20 protein-coding genes are annotated in these 20416 nt (G+C 31.3%); 7 read left to right on the plus strand and 13 right to left on the minus strand.

Annotated elements, in window-relative coordinates:
* The first annotated feature begins 1 nt into the window (after position 1).
* The 7 genes from E0F76_RS07800 to E0F76_RS07825 all read left to right on the plus strand — a co-directional run bounded on the left by E0F76_RS07800 (position 2) and on the right by E0F76_RS07825 (position 5345).
* The gene (locus tag E0F76_RS07800; protein ID WP_132003824.1) at positions 2 to 661 is read left to right on the plus strand and encodes a YggS family pyridoxal phosphate-dependent enzyme; all 660 of its coding nucleotides are present in this window, start codon (positions 2 to 4) and stop codon (positions 659 to 661) included.
* A 65-nt stretch (positions 662 to 726) separates the two neighbouring features.
* Positions 727 to 849 (plus strand): hypothetical protein, encoded by a 123-nt coding sequence (locus tag E0F76_RS19845; RefSeq protein ID WP_281275272.1) that lies wholly within the window; start codon positions 727 to 729, stop codon positions 847 to 849.
* Positions 850 to 861: 12 nt separating this feature from the next.
* A complete protein-coding gene (locus E0F76_RS19600; RefSeq protein ID WP_281275274.1) occupies positions 862 to 1095 on the plus strand; it encodes a four helix bundle protein in 234 nt (77 codons plus the stop codon).
* A 126-nt stretch (positions 1096 to 1221) separates the two neighbouring features.
* The gene (locus E0F76_RS07810) at positions 1222 to 2583 is read left to right on the plus strand and encodes an exonuclease domain-containing protein (RefSeq protein WP_132003827.1); all 1362 of its coding nucleotides are present in this window, start codon (positions 1222 to 1224) and stop codon (positions 2581 to 2583) included.
* A gap of 15 nt (positions 2584 to 2598) precedes the next feature.
* Positions 2599 to 3438, plus strand: a complete 840-nt coding sequence (locus E0F76_RS07815) for an ion transporter (RefSeq protein ID WP_132003830.1) — start codon at positions 2599 to 2601, stop codon at positions 3436 to 3438.
* Between the two features lie 154 nt (positions 3439 to 3592).
* The gene (gene miaA / locus E0F76_RS07820) at positions 3593 to 4546 is read left to right on the plus strand and encodes a tRNA (adenosine(37)-N6)-dimethylallyltransferase MiaA (protein WP_132003833.1); all 954 of its coding nucleotides are present in this window, start codon (positions 3593 to 3595) and stop codon (positions 4544 to 4546) included.
* A gap of 58 nt (positions 4547 to 4604) precedes the next feature.
* Positions 4605 to 5345, plus strand: a complete 741-nt coding sequence (locus tag E0F76_RS07825) for an acyl-[acyl-carrier-protein] thioesterase (RefSeq protein WP_132003836.1) — start codon at positions 4605 to 4607, stop codon at positions 5343 to 5345.
* A 44-nt stretch (positions 5346 to 5389) separates the two neighbouring features.
* On the opposite strand, the gene E0F76_RS07830 is transcribed toward E0F76_RS07825, so the two are convergent.
* From E0F76_RS07830 to ligA, 13 genes are all read right to left on the minus strand, one after another.
* A complete protein-coding gene (locus E0F76_RS07830) occupies positions 5390 to 6094 on the minus strand; it encodes a response regulator transcription factor (protein WP_132003839.1) in 705 nt (234 codons plus the stop codon).
* Positions 6095 to 6098: 4 nt separating this feature from the next.
* Positions 6099 to 7682 (minus strand): sensor histidine kinase, encoded by a 1584-nt coding sequence (locus tag E0F76_RS07835; RefSeq protein WP_132003842.1) that lies wholly within the window; start codon positions 7680 to 7682, stop codon positions 6099 to 6101.
* Positions 7683 to 7753: 71 nt separating this feature from the next.
* On the minus strand, positions 7754 to 8338 hold the full coding sequence (coaE, locus tag E0F76_RS07840; RefSeq protein ID WP_132003845.1) for a dephospho-CoA kinase: 585 nt from the start codon (positions 8336 to 8338) through the stop codon (positions 7754 to 7756).
* A 1-nt stretch (position 8339) separates the two neighbouring features.
* Positions 8340 to 9341 (minus strand): glycosyltransferase, encoded by a 1002-nt coding sequence (locus E0F76_RS07845; protein WP_132003848.1) that lies wholly within the window; start codon positions 9339 to 9341, stop codon positions 8340 to 8342.
* Positions 9342 to 9473: 132 nt separating this feature from the next.
* Positions 9474 to 10664 carry an enoyl-ACP reductase FabV gene (gene fabV, locus E0F76_RS07850; RefSeq protein ID WP_132003851.1) on the minus strand — a complete coding sequence of 397 codons (1191 nt, stop codon included), beginning with the start codon at positions 10662 to 10664 and terminating at the stop codon, positions 9474 to 9476.
* A gap of 58 nt (positions 10665 to 10722) precedes the next feature.
* The gene (gene recN, locus E0F76_RS07855) at positions 10723 to 12375 is read right to left on the minus strand and encodes a DNA repair protein RecN (protein WP_132003854.1); all 1653 of its coding nucleotides are present in this window, start codon (positions 12373 to 12375) and stop codon (positions 10723 to 10725) included.
* A gap of 49 nt (positions 12376 to 12424) precedes the next feature.
* Entirely contained in the window at positions 12425 to 13309 is an 885-nt protein-coding gene (gene porD, locus E0F76_RS07860; protein WP_132003857.1) for a type IX secretion system protein PorD, read from the minus strand.
* Positions 13302 to 14513: a bifunctional phosphopantothenoylcysteine decarboxylase/phosphopantothenate--cysteine ligase CoaBC gene (coaBC, locus tag E0F76_RS07865; protein WP_132003860.1), complete on the minus strand. Its 1212-nt coding sequence runs from the start codon at positions 14511 to 14513 to the stop codon at positions 13302 to 13304. The genes porD and coaBC overlap by 8 nt, the downstream gene beginning before the upstream one ends.
* A gap of 8 nt (positions 14514 to 14521) precedes the next feature.
* Positions 14522 to 14839 carry a DNA-directed RNA polymerase subunit omega gene (locus E0F76_RS07870; protein WP_132003863.1) on the minus strand — a complete coding sequence of 106 codons (318 nt, stop codon included), beginning with the start codon at positions 14837 to 14839 and terminating at the stop codon, positions 14522 to 14524.
* 8 nt (positions 14840 to 14847) lie between these two features.
* A complete protein-coding gene (locus E0F76_RS07875) occupies positions 14848 to 15645 on the minus strand; it encodes an outer membrane protein assembly factor BamD (RefSeq protein WP_407920982.1) in 798 nt (265 codons plus the stop codon).
* Positions 15646 to 15827: 182 nt separating this feature from the next.
* Positions 15828 to 16715: a 4-hydroxy-tetrahydrodipicolinate synthase gene (gene dapA / locus E0F76_RS07880; RefSeq protein ID WP_132003869.1), complete on the minus strand. Its 888-nt coding sequence runs from the start codon at positions 16713 to 16715 to the stop codon at positions 15828 to 15830.
* A gap of 8 nt (positions 16716 to 16723) precedes the next feature.
* Positions 16724 to 17242: a DUF6913 domain-containing protein gene (locus E0F76_RS07885; protein WP_132003872.1), complete on the minus strand. Its 519-nt coding sequence runs from the start codon at positions 17240 to 17242 to the stop codon at positions 16724 to 16726.
* A gap of 1101 nt (positions 17243 to 18343) precedes the next feature.
* The gene (gene ligA, locus E0F76_RS07890) at positions 18344 to 20350 is read right to left on the minus strand and encodes an NAD-dependent DNA ligase LigA (protein ID WP_132003875.1); all 2007 of its coding nucleotides are present in this window, start codon (positions 20348 to 20350) and stop codon (positions 18344 to 18346) included.
* Positions 20351 to 20416: the final 66 nt, after the last annotated feature.

Below are 20416 nucleotides of genomic sequence, written 5' to 3' on the forward strand. Positions count from 1 at the left end.
TATGTCAATAGCACAAAATCTTCTCAAAATAAAATCGACTTTACCTGAAAACGTAACCCTAGTTGCGGTTTCAAAGACTAAACCTATTCCTGATTTAATGGAAGCTTATGATGCCGGACAACGAATTTTTGGCGAAAACAAAATCCAAGAAATGGCAGAGAAATGGGAGGCAATGCCAAAAGATATCGAATGGCACATGATTGGACACGTTCAGACGAATAAAGTCAAATTTATGGGGCCTTTTGTAAATTTGATTCACGGTGTTGATAGTTCGAAATTATTGGCAGAAATAAATAAACAAGCAAAAAAGAACAACCGAATTATTGATTGTTTACTTCAAATCCATATTGCCGAAGAAGAAACTAAGTTTGGTTTGGATGAAATGGAACTCAACGAAATCCTAACATCAAAAGCTTTCGAAGAAATGAAAAACATTCGAATCGTTGGATTAATGGGAATGGCCACTTTTACAGACAACCAAAACCAAATCAAGAAAGAATTCACGCATTTGAAATTGATTTTTGACAAACTGAAACCACTGAACACTAATAACTGCCAACTGAACACTATCTCAATGGGAATGTCGGGCGATTACAAACTCGCAATTGAATGCGGAAGTACTATGGTTCGAATAGGAAGTAGTATATTTGGGGGACGATAAACTTCAATGGCAATAGCAATGGCAACGGCAATGGCAAATTGAAAAAAAATAAAATTAAAACCTAAATGGAAGTTAACGAACCTAATTTTGATAAAATTTATAATTTTGAAGATCGTTTGGTTCGATTTGCTGGAGAATGTATTTTCTTTGTTAGAAAACTAGAAAAGTCTTATGAAATTGAATATTAGAAAAACCAATTAATAAGATCGTCCGGAAGTTCTTCGTTAAATTATGGAGAAGCTCAAGGCACAATAACTAGCAAAGATTTCATTTTCAAAGTTTCATTATCCGTAAAGGAACTTAAAGAATCTAGAAATTCATTAAAAGTTCTTGATAATATAAAATCAGGAGATTCAGAAGAAAGAAAATGGCTTTTGACGGAAGTTGAAGAACTTATCGCAATCGCTTCAAAAATGATAAACAATAAAAAATAATTCAATTACAATAACAATTACAATGGCAATTACAATTTTAAATTTTTAAAATTGATAATGAGTTTTGATTTTGCCATTGATATTTGAAATTGCTATTGCCATTGATTTTTGAAATTGATATTGAAAATGTACGCAATACTTGACATAGAAACTACTGGAGGACAATTCAACGAAGAAGGAATAACGGAAATTGCCATTTATAAATATGACGGTCACGAAATCGTGGATCAGTTCATCAGTTTGGTGAATCCCGAAATTCCAATTCAGCCTTTTGTGGTAAAATTGACCGGAATTAATAATGCCATGTTACAATCTGCCCCAAAGTTTTTTGAAGTGGCCAAACGCATTATTGAAATGACCAACGACGCTGTTTTGGTAGCACATAACGCCGAATTTGATTATCGAATATTACGTACCGAATTTCGGCGTTTGGGCTATGATTTCAATGTGAAAACACTTTGTACAGTCGAACTATCCAAAAAATTATTGCCTGAACAACCTTCTCACAGTTTAGGTAAACTAGTTCGTGCTTTGGGAATCCCAATGGCCGACAGACATCGTGCCAGCGGAGATGCATTAGCCACCGTAAAGTTGTTCAAATTGCTATTGGACAAAGATGTAAATAAAGAAATTGTCAAAGAACTTATCAAATTCGAAATCCAAAAAGGAATTTCTCCTAAATTGATGGATATCGTCGAAAGCCTTCCTTCCAAAACAGGGATTTACTATATTCACCGTGAAGATGGAACGATCATTTTTATTGGAAAAAGCCGAAACATAAAAAAGCGTGTAAATCAACATTTCACTGGAATTACAAAAAGTGCCAAGAAAATTCAGAATGAAGTTTTCACCGTAACTTATGAAGAAACGGGAAGCGAATTGATTTCCATTTTAAAAGAATCCCAAGAAATAAAAATCAATAGACCCATTTATAATAGAATGTCACCTAAAAGCAATTTTTCATGGGCAATCTATGCTGAAAAAGACGCAGAAGGTTACTTGAATTTAAATTTACAAAAGGCTGACGGGCGCAAAAAAGAAATAAAATCATATACTTCTCTACAGGAAGGCAAGGACGCCTTGCTTAGAATAAGTTCTCAATACCAATTGTGTCAAAAATTGACAGGTTTATTTCAAACCAAAACACATTGTTTTCAACATACTATTAGTGAATGTGATGGTGCATGTGTTGGAAAAATTAATGCAGAAGCTTATAATGAGCGGGTTCAAAATTTTATAGATAAAAATATTTTCGAAAATAAAACTTTGGCAATATTAGACAGAGGTCGCTCTATAACAGAACGTAGTGTAATATTTGTGGAAAATGGAATTTATAAAGGGTATGCCTTTTATGAATTAAATTATCAAATTACTACTATTGCCATTTTAAGAAACATCATTATTCCAATGCCAAATAACCGGGATACAAGGCATCATATTCAAAGTTATATTCGAAAAAGCAAAGGAATTAAAATAATGCATTTTTAACTTTTTTTACTTCGTATGATTCGAGAAAAATCAAAATTAAAAATACTACGGCAAAAAATCCATATCATCATTTATGGAACAAATACGGTAGCCGGAAGACTTTTTGACTTAATCCTTTTGGGACTTATCCTCTTAAGCGTCCTTTTAGTAATGCTCGAAACAGTACAAGGATTTGATGTAAAATACCACGACCAACTTATAATTCTTGAGTGGATAATTACTGTTTTTTTTACACTTGAATATGTATTGAGAATTGCAGTTACAAACAAACCTTTAAAATACATCGCAAGTTTCTACGGTATTATCGATTTGATTGCCATTCTACCCATGTATTTGGCCTTTTTCTTAGTGGGGACAAAGGTTTTTTCAGTAATTCGTTCGCTACGATTGTTACGATTATTTAAAATTTTGAACAACCCAAAATTTTCAGTCCAATCATTACATTTAGTCAAAGCGCTCAAAGCCAGCAGAGGAAAAATCACGGTTTTCATGTATTTTGTACTCATCAGCACCATTATAATTGGCTCCATAATGTATATTGTTGAAGGGGAGGAAAATGGCTTTACAAGTATCCCAACCAGCATTTATTGGACAATTGTAACCCTAACGACAGTAGGTTATGGCGACATTTCACCTGTAACTCCATTGGGTCAATTTATAGCCTCGTTTGTAATGATTTTGGGGTATGGAATTATAGCAGTACCTACAGGAATTGTTACCACCGAAATGGCCAAATCAACAACTAAAAAACCAAATATAAATAACAACTATTCATGTAACCATTGCGATGCCGAAGACCATCAAGATAAAGCAAAATTTTGTTATCATTGCGGTTCAAAATTAGTAGAAAATTAATAAGAAGCTATTCCAGCTGTGCACTACAACTCCTCGTTATTCAAGTTGTTTTTCTACGGCCGTAAAAGGAGCTTCCGCTGGTCGCTCTTTTACAACCAAGAAAAAATAACTTTCATAACTCTGGGGTTTCCGTTTCCATCTGGGCTAAAAAAATATGAAATACTTAATAACCATCGTCGGCCCTACAGCCATAGGAAAAACAGCCTTGAGCATCGCTTTGGCACAACAGTTCAAAAGCGAAATAATATCTTGTGACAGCCGACAATTTTTCAAAGAAATGCGAATAGGAACTGCAGTTCCATCGAGTGAGGAATTGGCTGCGGCCCAACATCATTTTATTCAAAACAAATCCATTTTCGAAAATTATACCGTTGGCGATTTCGAAAAAGAAGCCATCGAAAAATTAGAGGAATTATTCCTAACCAATGATTATGTTGTTCTCGTTGGAGGTTCTGGTTTGTATGTCGATGCCGTTTTAAAGGGTTTTGACGAATTTCCTGAAATAGAACTTTCAGTTCGTGAGGAAGTAAAACAAAATTATGAACTACTAGGTTTACACTATTTACAAACCGAATTAGAGCAAAGAGATCCAAAATACTTTGAAGTGGTAGCCAAAGAAAATCCACAACGTTTGATGCGTGCTTTGGAAGTTTGTATTGGAACTGGAAAACCTTATTCCTCTTTTTTAAACCAAAAGAAAAACACCCGTAACTTCACTCCTATTCTCATCGGATTAGAAGCCGAAAGAAGTGTAATATATGATAGAATCAATCAGCGAGTAGATATTATGTTGAACGAAGGTTTATTGGCGGAAGCCAAAGAATTATTGCCACATAAAAATCGGAATGCCCTACAAACTGTAGGTTACAGAGAATTATTCAGCTATTTCGAAGGCGAGATTTCATTGGAATTTGCCATCGAAGAAATCAAAAAAAACACCAGAAGGTTTGCCAAGCGACAACTTACTTGGTTCAAAAGAAACGAAGAAACAAAGTGGTTTGATTATTTGATAGATCGACAAGAGATTATAGATTACATAAAAAAGAAAAGCAATGACAATAGCAATGGCAATGACAAAAATATTTCCAATATAGAAATTCCAAAATAAAAATTCCAAATACTAACTTCGTACCTCGTATTTCGTACTTCCAACCTCCTCTATCAACATGCCAATTTCACCAAATTTCACGTCCATATTCAGTAAAGATTGGGAAATCAATTTTACGCAATGCATGCCAAATGAATATTTAAAATATACTGATTTGTGTAACATTTTACAATTAACAGCTGCAGCACATTCGGATGTGGGCGGGATTAGTTTTTCGGATATGCAGGAATTCGACCAAGCATGGGTTTTGAGTAGAATGCGTGTTGAAATAACTGAATTACCGAAGTGGAAAGATATCGTTACCGTAAAAACTTGGATTAATACCTTAGAAAATTCACGTTCCGTTCGTGCGATAGAAATACATGTCAAAGGTAAAAAAATTGTGGGTTGCGAAACGTTTTGGGCAGTATTCAACACTAAAATTAGACGGCCTGAAGCCTTGGCTTTACCGTTTGAACATTTTGAATTATATCCTGAAAGAAAAGCAACTAAAGAATCTTTTTCAAAAATCAATTTAAATCATGATACCGAAATACTTTTTAAAAAAAGGGTTGTTTTGTCCGATTTAGACATTGTAAATCACGTAAATAACGTAAAATATCTAGAATGGTGCTTGGATTTTGTGGAAGATGACTCTATATTAAATCAAAAAATAGAAAGCTTCGAAATGAACTTTCTAAAAGAACTGTCCTTGAAAGACAACGTTATTATTCATGAAAATTTAACTTCGGATGCACTAATTTTCAGTATTACAAAAGAAGATAAAACCTGTTTTGCCTTACAGCTGAACTTAAAATAAGAAAGGCTTCAATTACTTGAAACCTTTCAAAAATTACCATTATATTATTTTTTTACTACCAATCTAAATCCTTCCCCGTGAATGTTTAGAATTTCAACATTGGGATCTAGTTTTAAATATTTTCTTAATTTGGCGATGTACACATCCATACTTCTTGAAGTAAAATAATTGTCATCTCTCCAAATTTTAGTTAAAGCCAATTCTCTAGGCATTAAATCATTTTCATGAAGAATCAACATTTTTAATAATTCATTCTCTTTAGGAGATAATTTAACGGGTTCTTGGTTGTCAAAACTCAAAAATCTAAGTTTAGAGTTCAAATGAAACTTACCAATATTAAATTCAAATTGAACCGGTTCCGCTTTTGCTCCAGAAGATTTTCTTTGAATTATGGCTCTAATTTTCATTAATAAAACTTCTGAATCAAAAGGTTTATTCAAATAATCATCAGCTCCTGCTTTGTATCCTTTTAAGACATCCTCTTTCATGGATTTTGCCGTTAAAAAAATGATTGGCACTTCTTGGTTTTTCTCTCTTATTTCTTTTGCTAAAGTATAACCGTCTTTATAAGGCATCATCACATCTAAAATGCATAAATCGTAATTGTCTTTTTTGAATTTTTCAAAACCTTCCATTCCGTTTTTTGCCAAAGTGACATCAAAATCATTTAGCATTAGATAATCTTTTAGTACGGCACCAAAATTAAGGTCGTCTTCAACTAAAAGAATCCTTTTATTTACATTTTCCATATTTTTAATTTATTAATGGTATTTTTATTATAAAGGTACTACCTTTTCCTTTTTCACTTTCTACATAGATTTGACCGTTATGGTCTTCTATAATTTTCTTAACGTAAGCTAATCCCAAACCATGACCTTTTACATCATGTAAATCTCCTGTATGTTCTCTATAAAACATTTCGAAAATTCTTTTTTGAGCTACTTTACTCATCCCTATTCCATTATCCTTTATTTTAATGATAATAAAATCTTTCACATTTTCGGTAATCACTTCAATTTTGGGAATAGTAGGAGAATATTTTATGGCATTCTCTAATATATTTACAATTACATTTATAAAATGAACTTCATTTACTAATACAACTGTTCGGACCGCATCAAATTGTTTATTAATATTGCCTTGTCTGTCTTCTAATATTAAAGCTACATGTTCAATAGCATCTTCAATAATTTCATGAATATTACTAGACTCTTTTGAAATATCCAATTCTTTCTTTTCTAATTTAGATATTCGCAATACATTCTCAACTTGTGCATGCATTCGTTTATTTTCGTCCTTAATCATTTGAAGGTATTTTAAAACCTTTTCCTTATCGTCTATAATTTTTGGATTTTTAATGGCATCTAAAGCCAAATTTATAGTTGCAATTGGAGTTTTAAACTCATGTGTCATATTGTTTATGAAATCGGATTTTATTTCAGAAATATGACGTTGTCGAATCAATTGATTTAATGCACTTGAATAAGCAATAATAATTATTAGTGTAAAAATAATAGACAACAAGGTGATACCAACAAGATCAGTAAGTAAGAACTTTTTCTTATGAGGAAAGGAAACTAAAAGTTGGTATTTATTATTTCCTTCATTGTCAGCAAAAATCGGAATGGAATAAGTTAAATTTTTATTGTACTTAAATGAATCCGATTTTACTTTTGTAGCTATACCTTTACTGTATATTCCAAACTCAAATGAAGTATTTATACCATATTCTACTAATTCTTTTTGTAAAAGTTTCTGCAAAGTGGCTTTAGAAACTCTTTCTTCTAATGACATTGCTTCGGCAATATCCTTAAAGAAAATCTCAAATTGTGCATTACCCAAAACATCCAAATTTCCTGACTTTTCAATCTTTACATCTGGAATTTGACTGTGCTGAATACTTGGATTATCAATTTTTTTATTGTTATAAACTTCAGTTACCCTTTTAGAATTGAAACTTTTAAATTTTACACTATCTAATTTTTTATCAAAGAACGTAGATGAAATATTATAATTCTCAGCTATTATACTGTTTGAATAAATAATCGTTTTATTAGTTAAATGATCCTTTTGAACATAATAAAACTCTAATAAATCATTTTTTTGAGGAATTTTTCCAGTACTGTCTTTATATCGATTGTACTTATCATAAAAACTATAAGCTTCCTGTTTTTGAAGTTTAGAAGCTACATTTCCTAAAACTTGTTTAACTTGAAATTTAAACTGTTCATCATTATTTTTAAATGAGGTATTGAACCAATATACTTGCACTAATATTATCCCTATTAAGGATAAACTCATCAACAAAACGAGGATTTTAAAAAAAAATTTATTCATCGATACAAATTTAGCTTTTTAACAGTATAATTAATAATAAATTAACCAAAGATTAACAACAAAGCTTAAGATTATTGAATGTTCAAAATTTTAAGAATTTTTTCAACTTCTGCTTTAGTGATTTCAGGAGTAACATTATCAATAACAAAATCGCTTTTTGAAATACGATCTTCATCATTCCATTGTGCTTTAATCCGATTCAAAACATTCTCACGAGTTGTGCCGTCGCGCTGAATTACTCTTTGAATTCTGGATTCAATTGGAGCTATGACTGTTATTATTTGATCACATTTTAGATAACTCCCACTTTCAAATAAAATTGCAGCTTCATAGATAATAAATGGTGCATTTTTATAATTTAAAATCCAGTTATCAAAATGATTTTTTACCGCAGGGTGAATAATAGCATTAAGTTGCTTTAATTTATCAGGGTTATTAAATACAATTTCAGCTAATTTTTGCCGGTTTAAAACGTCCTTTTCAAATAGAGCTTGACCGAATGTATTTTTAATTTCTGCAACAATTTCAGCTGATTGCATAATCATGCGTGCTTCATCATCAGCAATATAAACAGGAACACCTGCAGCCTTAAAATGGTTGGCTATTGTAGTTTTGCCACTCCCAATACCGCCTGTTAAACCAATTATTTTTGACATCTTAGTTTTTGAAAAACAATTCTGGAAAAGCAACCTGTGGTTTTTGCTTCAAAATGATAATCTTAAAATAGGATTCTATAAAACCTATTCCGTAACCAAAGAATTGTTTCCAAACTGCTTTTATTGTTAAAACCCCTATTTTTAAACTTTTATTTTGATAGCTCGATATTAAAAACAGCACCAAAAAATATAAAAAATAGAATTGGAGTAATAAATCGTGATTAAAAATTAACGAAGCTAAGACTGCAACAACTAGTCCAACAATAAAAAGGGATGGAAAGAAAAATGTAAGCTTGTTGTATTTAGGATACCAACTGTTTAATATTGGTCTGGCTTTGCCAAATTTATTTACTTGATTCGAAAATTTACCCCAATCAATTCTACGTTTGTGATAGACAAACGCATTTTGAAAAAGCTTCGTTTCAAAACCCAAATTCCATAAACGAATAGACAAATCTGGATCTTCCCCAGGGTGTATATTCCCAAAACCTTTAGATGCTTCGAATGCTTTTCGAGACAAACCCATATTAAAACTTCGAGGCTGAAACTTGTCAATTTTTTCAGATCCACCTCTAATTCCACCTGTTGTAAGAAAGGATGTCATGGTAAAATTAATTGCTTTTTGTATGTCCGAAAAACTATCCAAAGCTTTATCCGGTCCGCCAAAACAATCAACATAATTGGCATTTAAAGCCTTTTCTACTTCAGTCAAGTAGTTTTTTGGAATGATACAATCGGAATCAAAAATGATAAAATAATCTCCATTTGCTTTTTTCATTCCATAATTCCTTGAATCTCCTGGACCTGAATTTTCTTTAAAATAATAATATACCGATAATTTATCTTCATACTTTTGAATTACTTCTTCGCATCGGATTGAAGATCCATCTTCTACGATTATAATTTCAAATTTATTAGAGTAATCTAACAGTGATAAACTTTCAAATAGCTCCTCTATTTCATCTGGACGATTGTAAACTGGAATAATTAAAGAAAAAAACATAATAATGGTTTAAGATTAACGTATAAATAGCGCCATAAATTTAACAAAGATAATCTATATCTATAAAAAAACCATCACGTAAATCGTGATGGTTTTCAATATATGAACAGTATAAAAAACTATAGTATCAAATTAAACTATACTTGAAACTGCTACCATTTCATTAGCTTCTGCCGCATAATCAACTCCTTCAAATTCAAATCCAAAAAGATTTAAAAAATCTTTTTTATAACCTATTAAGTCACCAATCTCAGGCAGCGTTTCAGTTGTTGCAAGTTTCCATAAAGCAGCTACTTTTTCTTGAACATCTGGACGCATTTCCCAGTCATCAATTCTAATTCTTCCTTTTTCATCGGTAGGAATTTCATTTCCTGTATATAATCTTTCTTGGAATAATCGCTGAATTTGTTCAATACATCCTTCATGAATTCCTTCTTCTTTCATTATTTTGTATAACAAAGAAATATATAAAGGAATAACTGGAATAGCAGAACTTGCTTGTGTTACCAATGCTTTATTTACAGATACAAATGCTTTTCCACCTATAGATTTTAAACTATCTGTAATTTCAAAAGCAGTTGCTTCTAGATGATCTTTAGCTTGACCAATAGTTCCTTTTCTATAAACAGCTTCAGTTAATGATGGTCCAATATAAGAATAAGCAACTGTTGAAGCTCCTTCGGCCAAAAGATTTTCTGCTTTTAATGCATCAATCCACATTGCCCAATCTTCTCCACCCATTACTGCAATTGTGTTTGTGATATCCTCCTCTGTGCAAGGTTCAATAGAAACTTCAGAAACAATTCCTGTATGAAAATCAACTGTTTTATTGGTGAATTTTTGACCAATTGGTTTCAAAACCGAACGATGCAAAACTCCTGTAACTGGATGCAATCGAACAGGTGATGCTAGACTATAAATTATCAAGTCTATTTGACCCAGATCAGATTTTATTAAATCTAAAGTTTGTTTTTTGATTTCATTTGAAAACGCATCGCCATTGATACTTTTTGCATACAAGCCAGCTTTACTTGCTTCATTTTCAAAAGCCGCTGAATTATACCAACCTGGAGAACCTGGTCTTCCTACAGTTGGTGGTTTTTCAAAGAATACACCAATTGTTGCAGCATTAGAACCAAAAGCGGCAGTTATTCTCGATGATAAACCGAAACCGGTTGAAGCTCCAATTACTAAAACTTTTTTGGCTCCATTGATATCACCTTTTGATTTGATATATTCAATTTGATTTTTTACACTTTGCGCACAACCATCTGGGTGAGACGTTAGGCAAATAAATCCTCTCATTCTTGGTTCTATAATCATATTTTAAAAAATTTTCGGTTTATCTGAATTTTTAAGTGGACAAATATAAGGCATTTCTTTAATTCAACAAGGCTTTTGCATGGTTTAATGCCGAATCCGAAACAACTGTTCCTGATAACATTTGCGCTATTTCAACTATACGCTCCTCTTTGGATAATAATTTTAATTCTGAAAGTGTGTCTTCTCCAATTGTAGATTTTGACACCTTGAAATGCGCCGTTCCTTTTGAAGCAATTTGAGGTAAATGTGTAATGGCAAATATTTGCATATTTTGACTCATTTCCTTCATTATTTCACCCATACTGTTGGCAATTTCACCAGAAACCCCAGAATCTATTTCATCGAAAATTAAAGTTGGCAGTTTTGAATAATGCGCTAATACTGCTTTAACAGCAAGCATAATTCTTGACATTTCACCACCAGAAGCTACCTTTTTCAACAATCCAAAATCTGTTCCTTTATTGGCAGAAAACAAAAATTCAAGTGTATCTTTTCCATTATCGAAATAAGTTGAAGACGCTCGTATGTCAATTTTAAAACGAACATTTGGCATGCCTAAAGTTTCTAATATAGCTATTAACTTCTGCGCTAAAACAGGAACAGCATCTACTCTTTTTTGATGAATTTCATTAGATAATCCATCTAATGAGGTAGTGATTTGTTGAATCGATTTTTTTAAATTTACAATTTGATCTTCTAAATTCCCTAATTCTAAAACAGTGTTTTCCAGCCTGTTTTTAATCTGAATTAATTCATTTACTGTAGTAACTTGATGTTTCTTTTGCAAGGTATAAATCAATTGTAACTTTTGACTAATCAAGACCAACTGCTCTGGATCATTAATCAATTTTTCGGCACTTCGATTTAGTTCGACTGTGATATCATCAAATTCTATCGCTACGCTCGAAACCCGCTCTAACAAAGCATCGTATTCTGGAGAAAAAGAAGCAATTTTATGCAATGAATTTTTAATTTCTTTCAAATTGTGCATCACTCCTATTTGTTCTTCATTGGCTACAGCCAAGGATTTATCTATTGATTCTTTAATGATTTCAACATTATTCAGTTTTTCAAAATCAGACTCTAATACTTCTTGTTCATCAGCTTTTAAATTGGCAGCAACTAATTCATCTAATAAAAAAGTATTGTATTCCTGTTCCTTGGCAGATTCAGATTGTTTTTTAAGTAATGTATTTAACTTGACTTTATCTGATTTATAATTTTTCAAAAGGATTTGATACTCTACAATATTTTGAAAATTATCGGCTATTGCATCAATAATTTCAAACTGAACTTTTTCTTCAGATAGTTCTTGAGTTTGATGTTGGGAATGAATGTCAATCAAATAGAAACTTAATTCTTGTAATTCTTGAAGATTCACAGGACTATCGTTGATAAAAGCTCTCGATTTTCCTGAGGGTAATATTTCACGACGAATAATAGTTTCATCTTCATAATCCAAATCATTGGCTTCAAAAAAAGGAGCCAAATTATATTTTGAAATTGAAAAAAGGGCTTCGATAATACATTTTTCTTCCTTATTTTTTAATGAAGTAAGATCGGCTCTTTTACCTAAAACCAGACCTAAGGCACCTAAAATTATTGATTTTCCGGCACCAGTTTCCCCTGTTATAATTGAAAAACCTTTTGAAAAATCAATAGTTAATTTTTCAATTAAAGCATAGTTCTTTATCGACAGTGAAGTGATCATTTTTATAAATTTTGAAATCTAAAATTAAGTTAGTGAAACCCGAAACTAATTAATACTTAATTAGCGCCCATTTACTGGAATTCAAAGGTGAAGTCTTGTTTAAATTTTCTACTAAATCTGTTATTGGAACACTAGGCCCTCCAGAAAAAATAGAGACAATTTCGTCGGCTTTGGCATCAAAAAATACTCGAGTTAAAAAGGCATTTGGTTTTACTGAATTCAATTTTCCAATAGTAACTACAGCCGTTTGAATTTTCACCTTTGCAGATTTTAAATCCTGATTCATTAAATCCAATCCAGAATGATAGGTATAAGATGATTGTCTGATATCATTATAAGCTGGCGCCAATAAATCATTAATCAAATAATACCTGCTTTGATTTCCATCAGATTGGCTCCAACCTTTATAACTTCCTTGTTGAGCTATATTAGCAATGTTTTGAGCGATTTCTAGATAAGAATTTCCTCCTAATGGAGTAAATGTATCGTAATCTAATCCTAAAATAATATAGCTATAGAACGAAACTACCGAAACTAGATTAGAATCAAATACAGTTGGATTAAAAAGTAGACTTTCAAACTCCGTATATTTAAAACTAAAATCTTTATCATTAAAGTTTAAAACTGGCGAAGAAAAAGTAGAATTAAATACTGGTCGAGAGGATTGAACTTGTATTGTGCCCGTAAATTGATCCGAATTATTAGACGATATAGTTATATACATCGAACAATTTATTTTTTCATTTTGTTTAAAAACTTGATTTGTCCAGTGGGTCTGGTTTACAAACTCACTTAAAGAGGTCTCCAAAGTTTTAAAGACTTGTTGATTCGCATTAGAAAGTTTTTGAGTATTGACCGTAACAATACAATTCAACTCTTGAGAATGAACAACTCCAAATGTGAGTAAAAAGAAAAAAACAATTATTCTAGGCATAAAAATGTGCTATTACTTTGTTTAATATATCGTCTGCAACTGCTTCTTTTGATTTAAGTTCCATTGGTTCTACCACGAAATTTTTATCTATGAAAGTGATTTTGTTTGTCAATTTCCCAAAACCAGCTCCTTTATCTTGTAAAGAATTAAGAACAATCAAATCTAAGTTTTTTTTCTGAATTTTCAACTTTGCATTTTCAATTTCATTCTCAGTTTCTAATGCAAAACCTATTAAAAGCTGATTTTTCTTGATTTCTCCCAGAGAAGCTAAAATATCTATTGTTTTTTCGAGCTCTATTTTATATTCAGCAGTATTTTTTTTGATCTTGTGAGACGCGACATTCTTTGGCCTATAATCAGCAACTGCCGCTGCTGCAATTACCACATCAACATCGTCAAAATAGAGATGACAAGCTTCATACATTTCCTGTGCAGAAACAACTCGAATCACTTTTACCAAATTACTTTCTATTGTAAAATGAGTTGGTCCAGTAACTAATAGTACCGAAGCTCCAAGATTTGCGGCACTTTGTGCAATATCAAAACCCATTTTCCCCGAAGAATGATTGCCGATAAAACGTACAGGATCAATCGCTTCGTAAGTGGGGCCAGCAGTAATTAATATTTTTTTCCCTTTAAGTGGTAACCTACTTTCTAAATCAGCTTCTATAAAAGCTATAATATGTTCCGGTTCTGACATTCTTCCTTCTCCAGATAGACCACTCGCTAATTCTCCACTTTCGGCAGGAATCATGGTGTTTCCATATTGTTGCAATTTCGAAAAACTCTCTAATGTAGAAGGGTGAATATACATATCCAAATCCATAGCTGGTGCAAAATAAACAGGGCACTTAGCCGATAAATATGTTGCAATTAACAGGTTGTCGCATATTCCGTTGGCCATTTTCGACAAAGTATTTGCCGTAGCAGGAGCAATAATCATCAAATCTGCCCAGAGACCAAATTCTACATGGCTATTCCATTTTTCGTTATCCGTACTTTCATCATAAAAACTAGAATAAACAGCATTTTTTGATAAGGTAGATAAGGTAAGAGGAGTTATAAAATCCTTAGAAGCAGGTGTCATTATCACTTGGACATGTGCACCTGCTTTGATAAAAAGTCGAACTAATGTAGCTGTTTTATAAGCTGCAATTCCACCAGAAATTCCCAGTAAAATTTTTTTTCCGCTTAAAACTGACATTGGTATAATTATTTGTTTGCGTCTCTGTAGTATGTTTTACCATCTAACCATTCTTGAACTGCTAAAGCATGTGGTTTAGGCAATTTTTCATAAAACTTTGAAACCTCAATTTGTTCCTTATTTTCGAATACTTCTTCAAGACTATCGTTGTAAGTAGCAAATTCTTCTAGTTTTTCAGTCAATTCTTTTTTGATTTCAGAATTAATTTGATTTGCTCTTTTAGCCATTATTGTTATAGCTTCATAAACATTTCCAGTAGGCTCTTCAATAATATTCTTATTATAAGTAATTGTGTTTACTGGAGCATTCGTCTTTCTTAAATCCATGACTTTATTTATTTAGTAAATTGTTGTAAATCTGTTTCTATTCTAACTAACATTTGGTCAGCTAATTTTTTGTATTTTGTATCTTCTTTAAATTTTATCAAATTTGAATAAGCAGTTTTAGCAATTATTAATCTTTCTTCCATTTTAGAAGGAATACTATTAATACCTAATTGATATGCTGAATCGTATTTATAAAATAATGCATCTTCTTTAAAGTGTGTACCTGGATAATCAGTAATAAAGTTTTCTAAGGCTACCATTGCAGATTTATAATCTAAAATGGTGTTATAGCCTTTAGCATTTTCATAAACTTTTTGCTCTATTTTTTCATTTAACCCTTTTAGAATAGTATTGGCTTCTGCAAAATACTCTGAATTTGGATAAGAATCTATAAAATCCTGTAACTTGTCTATTGCTTTAAAAGTATCTGTTTGATCTAAACTGTATACTGGTGAAAGCGTAGAAAAACTTTTAGCACCTAGAAAAGCAGCTTCTTGTATTTTTTCACTTTTAGGATAACCAGAAACAAAACTTTCGAATTGATATGCAGCTAAATAATATTGTTTCGTTTTGTAATACGATTGAGAAAACATGTAAAATAATTTCTCAGCTTGCGGCTTTCCTCTATATGTTGGCGCTATTTGTTCAATTAATCGAATTGCATCATTGTATTTTCCAGCATCATATAATTTAGAAGCCATATCATATTTTACTGCAATATCTTCTGATTTAAGTGCTTTTTGATATTCACTACAAGAAACAAATAGAACTACCATAAGTAATAACGATACTATTTTTTTACTCATCATAAAATTAATGCTTGTTTTTTGGAGTTTCTGAATCTTAGATTTCATTTTTGTTATTTACTTTTTTAATGATTTATTAGAAATCTTTTATAATAAAAATCAAAATGTAATTCGGTGGCAAATTTAGTCATTAATTTAGCCACTACAAAATATATTTTTTTATTAAAAAAGAAGGGTAATTTCTAGGTCAACTTATTGATTTTCTTTACAAAAAGATCAATTCTATTTGACAACGATTCATCTACACTTACCAAGGGTAATCGCACCGTATTTTCAGCAATACCCAGCGATTGAAGCACTTGTTTGATTCCAGCAGGGTTTCCTTGCTCAAAAATCATATCAATACTATCTGACAAAAGGTATTGAATCTCAAATGCATCATCTACTTTTCTATTCAACCCCAATCGTATCATTTCTGAAAATTCTTTTGGAAAACCTTGTGCAATTACAGAAATAACCCCTGATCCGCCTGCTAATACCATTGGTAAAGCAATCATGTCATCACCTGATATTATTAAAAAATCTTTAGGCTTATTTTTGAACAACTGTAATGCTTGAATCATATCACCTGCAGCTTCTTTAGTGGCAACGATATTTTTGAAATCATTAGCTAAACGCATCACAGTGGATGGCAACATATTACTTCCAGTTCTACTAGGAACATTATACAAAATTACAGGAATTGGAGATGCTTCAGCTATAGCTTTAAAATGCTGGTATATTCCTTCTTGATTTGGTTTATTGTAATAGGGTGATATGGATAGAATAGCTTCAAATGCAGAAAAATCTCTCGTTTTAAGCTCCTGAACTACCTCCATGGTATTATTACCTCCAACTCCAAGAACTAAAGGTATTCTTCCATTATTTGTTTCAATTATAGTCTTGATTACAAATTCTTTTTCATCCTTGGTCATAGTAGCCCCTTCAGCTGTTGTACCTAACACTACTATATATTCAACTCCTCCGTCTATTGAAAAATTAACTGTTTTAATTAATGCCTCTGTATCAATTGAAAAATCTTTTTTAAAGGGAGTTGCTAAAGCAACGCCTGTACCTATTAATGATTGCATAATTTGTTTTATATTTTATTTAATAATTTTAAATACCTGAACAACTCCTGAGTAAAAACAGTGTAGTTTTCAGCGTTGGTATTTATCATAAAATGATTTAATCTTTTATCTATTGTTGAAAACCCTACTTTGAAATCTGCTTTTGACGCATTTGTAATGTACAATAAAATCGCTTTTTCAACATCATAATAATTTATTAACAAATCAAATTTTTCGAGGATAAAATTATTTACTTCCAAATTTGTAATTTGAGATTTCCAATTGAAATCTTTCAAACTAAAGGTCGGATGAGAATTGAGTTCGCTTTTTTTTAACCTATCGCTAAAAGCAATAATTTTAATATTTGTTTCTAAAATTCCATTAGCAATTAACTCCTTTACAAAAGCTTCCTTTTCAAAAAAATAACTTTCGTCTATAAGCAAACCGACTGTTTGAATTGTATTTGAATTAGAAGTACTTATTACATCTTGAATTTTTTTTTTTTGCTTTTTCTTAAAAAAAAAATTCTTTATATAATTTAAAATCATACTGCTTTTACTTTGTTACAAAATTAATTAATTTAAGTTGCATAACGGATTGCAAATCTAAAAAAGTAAAGTGGTGTTTTAAAACTTTTTGTTATATTCTTAACACTTTTTTTAAACTTTTATTGCTGTAAATATAGTAACTCTGTTACTAAAATTAAAGAAATGTGGGTCCTTAAATTTCGAAAAAGGAAGTCAAACCTACTTTTTAAGCGATTAATATAATTGCAACATCAAATCGAAAATCACTTAAATTCATATCGTATGTATCGCAACATACATTATTAAAGTTTTTAAGATTATTATCCTGAGAGCTTAGCTAAAAAACTAGTCTTACACCTTAAATCCAAGCCGAATACATTTAATTTTTTTATTAAAAAAATTAAAAAACTGTTAGTAAATCATTCATCGTTTAATCGCTCTGTAGCAATTACAAACTTATAAACCGAATAACAGACAATCGTGTTTAACAACACTGCTAATGGCCGCAAGCTTCTTAATTTTAATTCTGAAAGATAATATTTCTCAATAAAAACAATAAAAAACTACAAAAAAGACATGATTCCAAAAATAAATAAACAAACATCATTTTTTTTTTAAAGTTAATAAATAATGAGATAATATTATTCCACTAAGTACTGAAATTAGAATAAATTGAACAATCAATACAAAATAGCTTCTCATCAAAATAGATTCATTAGAATCCCCTAAATACAAAAAAAAAAAGCGAGAAAGGGTACTGATACTAAAACTGGAGGTATAAAATCTTTGAGTCTTATCAATTTGGTAATAATATATATTTATATCAATTATTCTATGAAAAAAGAAAGCTAACATAGCATACAACAGGAAATTAATCTCATCTGGCATAAAAAACAACCTACAAATTAATAAAAAAAACCATGCTTATAAAAAAGAGCCAATTTCTTCGAATGGAAAAGTTCCAATATAGGATTACTATTAATATTGTTAATAATGGCTTAAGTCCATACTTAATTGGACTGTCAGCAATTAATTCGGTCATCACTTAAATCAACATTAAGAAAAAATATACTATTATTATTGATTTTTCTATTTAAGATTCTTCACTAAAAATTTTCATTTTTATTCTTTATCATTAATCAAGTTAATAAAATCATCTTCTGAAATTATAGCAACATTTAATTTATTTGCTTTTTCTAATTTTGCAGGCCCCATATTTGCACCAGCAATAACATAGTCCGTTTTTGCAGAGATGGAGCTCCCTACTTTTCCACCGTTATCTTCAATAGCTTTTTTCAAATCATCTCTAGAAAATTGCTCAAAAACACCTGAAACCACAAAGGTTTTACCTAAAAGTAAAGTAGTTGCATTTGGGTTTATTTTCTCTATAATTTCTAATTGAACACCGTAATTTTTTAATCTTTCAATGATTATTTTATTTTCTTGGTTTTCAAAAAAGTTTAACACACTTTGCGCAATGCGCTCTCCAATTTCATCAACTAAAATTAACTCCATTAGGTTAGCTTGACTCAAGGCGTCGATATTTTTATAATGTAATGCCAATTTTTTAGCAACTGTTTCCCCAACAAATCGAATTCCGAGAGCATATAAAACACGTTCGAATGAAATATTTAAAGAATCCTTAACTCCATTTACTAAATTTTCAGCTGATTTTTGGGCCATTCTTTCTAAAGGGAGAATTTGCTCTACTTTTAACTCATATAAATCGGCATAATTTTGAACTAATTTATTATTGAATAACAATGCTACTGTTTCTCCGCCAAGGCCTTCAATGTCCATCGCTTTTCTCGAAATAAAATGCTGAATTCTTCCAATAATCTGTGGTGGACAACCATAGAAATTAGGGCAATAATGATTCGCTTCCCCTTCTCCACGAACTAATTCGGTGCTACATTCTGGGCAATGTGCGATGTATTTTGTAGGTTCGGAAACATCGGGACGTTTACTTAAATCCACCGAAATAATTTTGGGAATAATTTCCCCTCCTTTTTCTACAAAAACAGTATCTCCAACACGGATATCTAACTTTGCGATCTGGTCAGCATTGTGCAATGATGCTCGTTTAACCACAGTACCCGCTAATTGAACCGGTTCCAAATTGGCTACTGGAGTGATCGCACCTGTTCTTCCTACTTGATAGGAAATAGAATTCAATGCTGTAGCAACTTGTTCTGATTTAAATTTATACGCCATTGCCCATCTTGGTGATTTTGCAGTATATCCCAATTCATCTTGGTATTGAAAAGAGTTCACTTTTACAACAACACCATCCGTTTCATAAGGAAGATTGTTTCTGTGAATGTCCCAAAATTCAATAAACTCAAAAACCTGATCCAAACTACTTGCTAAGGTAGCTTCTTTTGGCACTTTGAATCCCCAATCCCTTGCGGTTTCTAATCCTTCAAATTGAGTATTAAAAGGCAAATTATTTCCAATCAGGAAATACAGCAAACAATCCAATGGTCGTTTAGCAACCTCAGCACTATCTTGCAATTTCAAACTTCCTGAAGCGGTATTTCTTGGATTAGAATATGGTGTTTCACCAATCTCTATTAAATCCTGATTCATTTTTTCAAAACCAGCAAAAGGCAAAATTATTTCGCCTCGAACATCAAATTTTGAAGGATAATTTCCTTTTAATTGTAAAGGAATTGATTTTATGGTTTTGATATTATTAGTAACATCATCGCCTTGCACTCCATCACCACGTGTTAATGCTCGTTTCAGTTTTCCATTTTCGTAAGTGATAGAAATGGATGCACCGTCGTATTTCAATTCACAAGTATATTCTAAGGGAACATCACCCAATACTTTTTGAACCCGTTTTTCCCATTCCTTTAAATCATCTTTGGAATACGAATTATCTAGTGAATACATTCTGAATTCATGTTTCACCGTTTCAAAATTCTTGGTAACAAACCCTCCTACACGTTGTGTTGGTGAACTTTCATCAAAATATTCTGGATGCGTATTTTCTAAATCTTGAAGTTGTTTGAGCTTTTGATCAAATTCAAAATCCGAAATAAATGGAGTATCTAACACATAATAATTATAATTGTGTAGATTCAATTCCGCTCTTAAATTTTGAATTGTATTTAGAATATCCATATGAAAAAATTGGCAATTTTAGTTTTTAAAATAAAAGACTAAAATAACCAATTTAATAGAATAAAC

It is taken from the genome of Flavobacterium cellulosilyticum (assembly GCF_004349355.1).
GTDB lineage: Bacteria > Bacteroidota > Bacteroidia > Flavobacteriales > Flavobacteriaceae > Flavobacterium > Flavobacterium cellulosilyticum.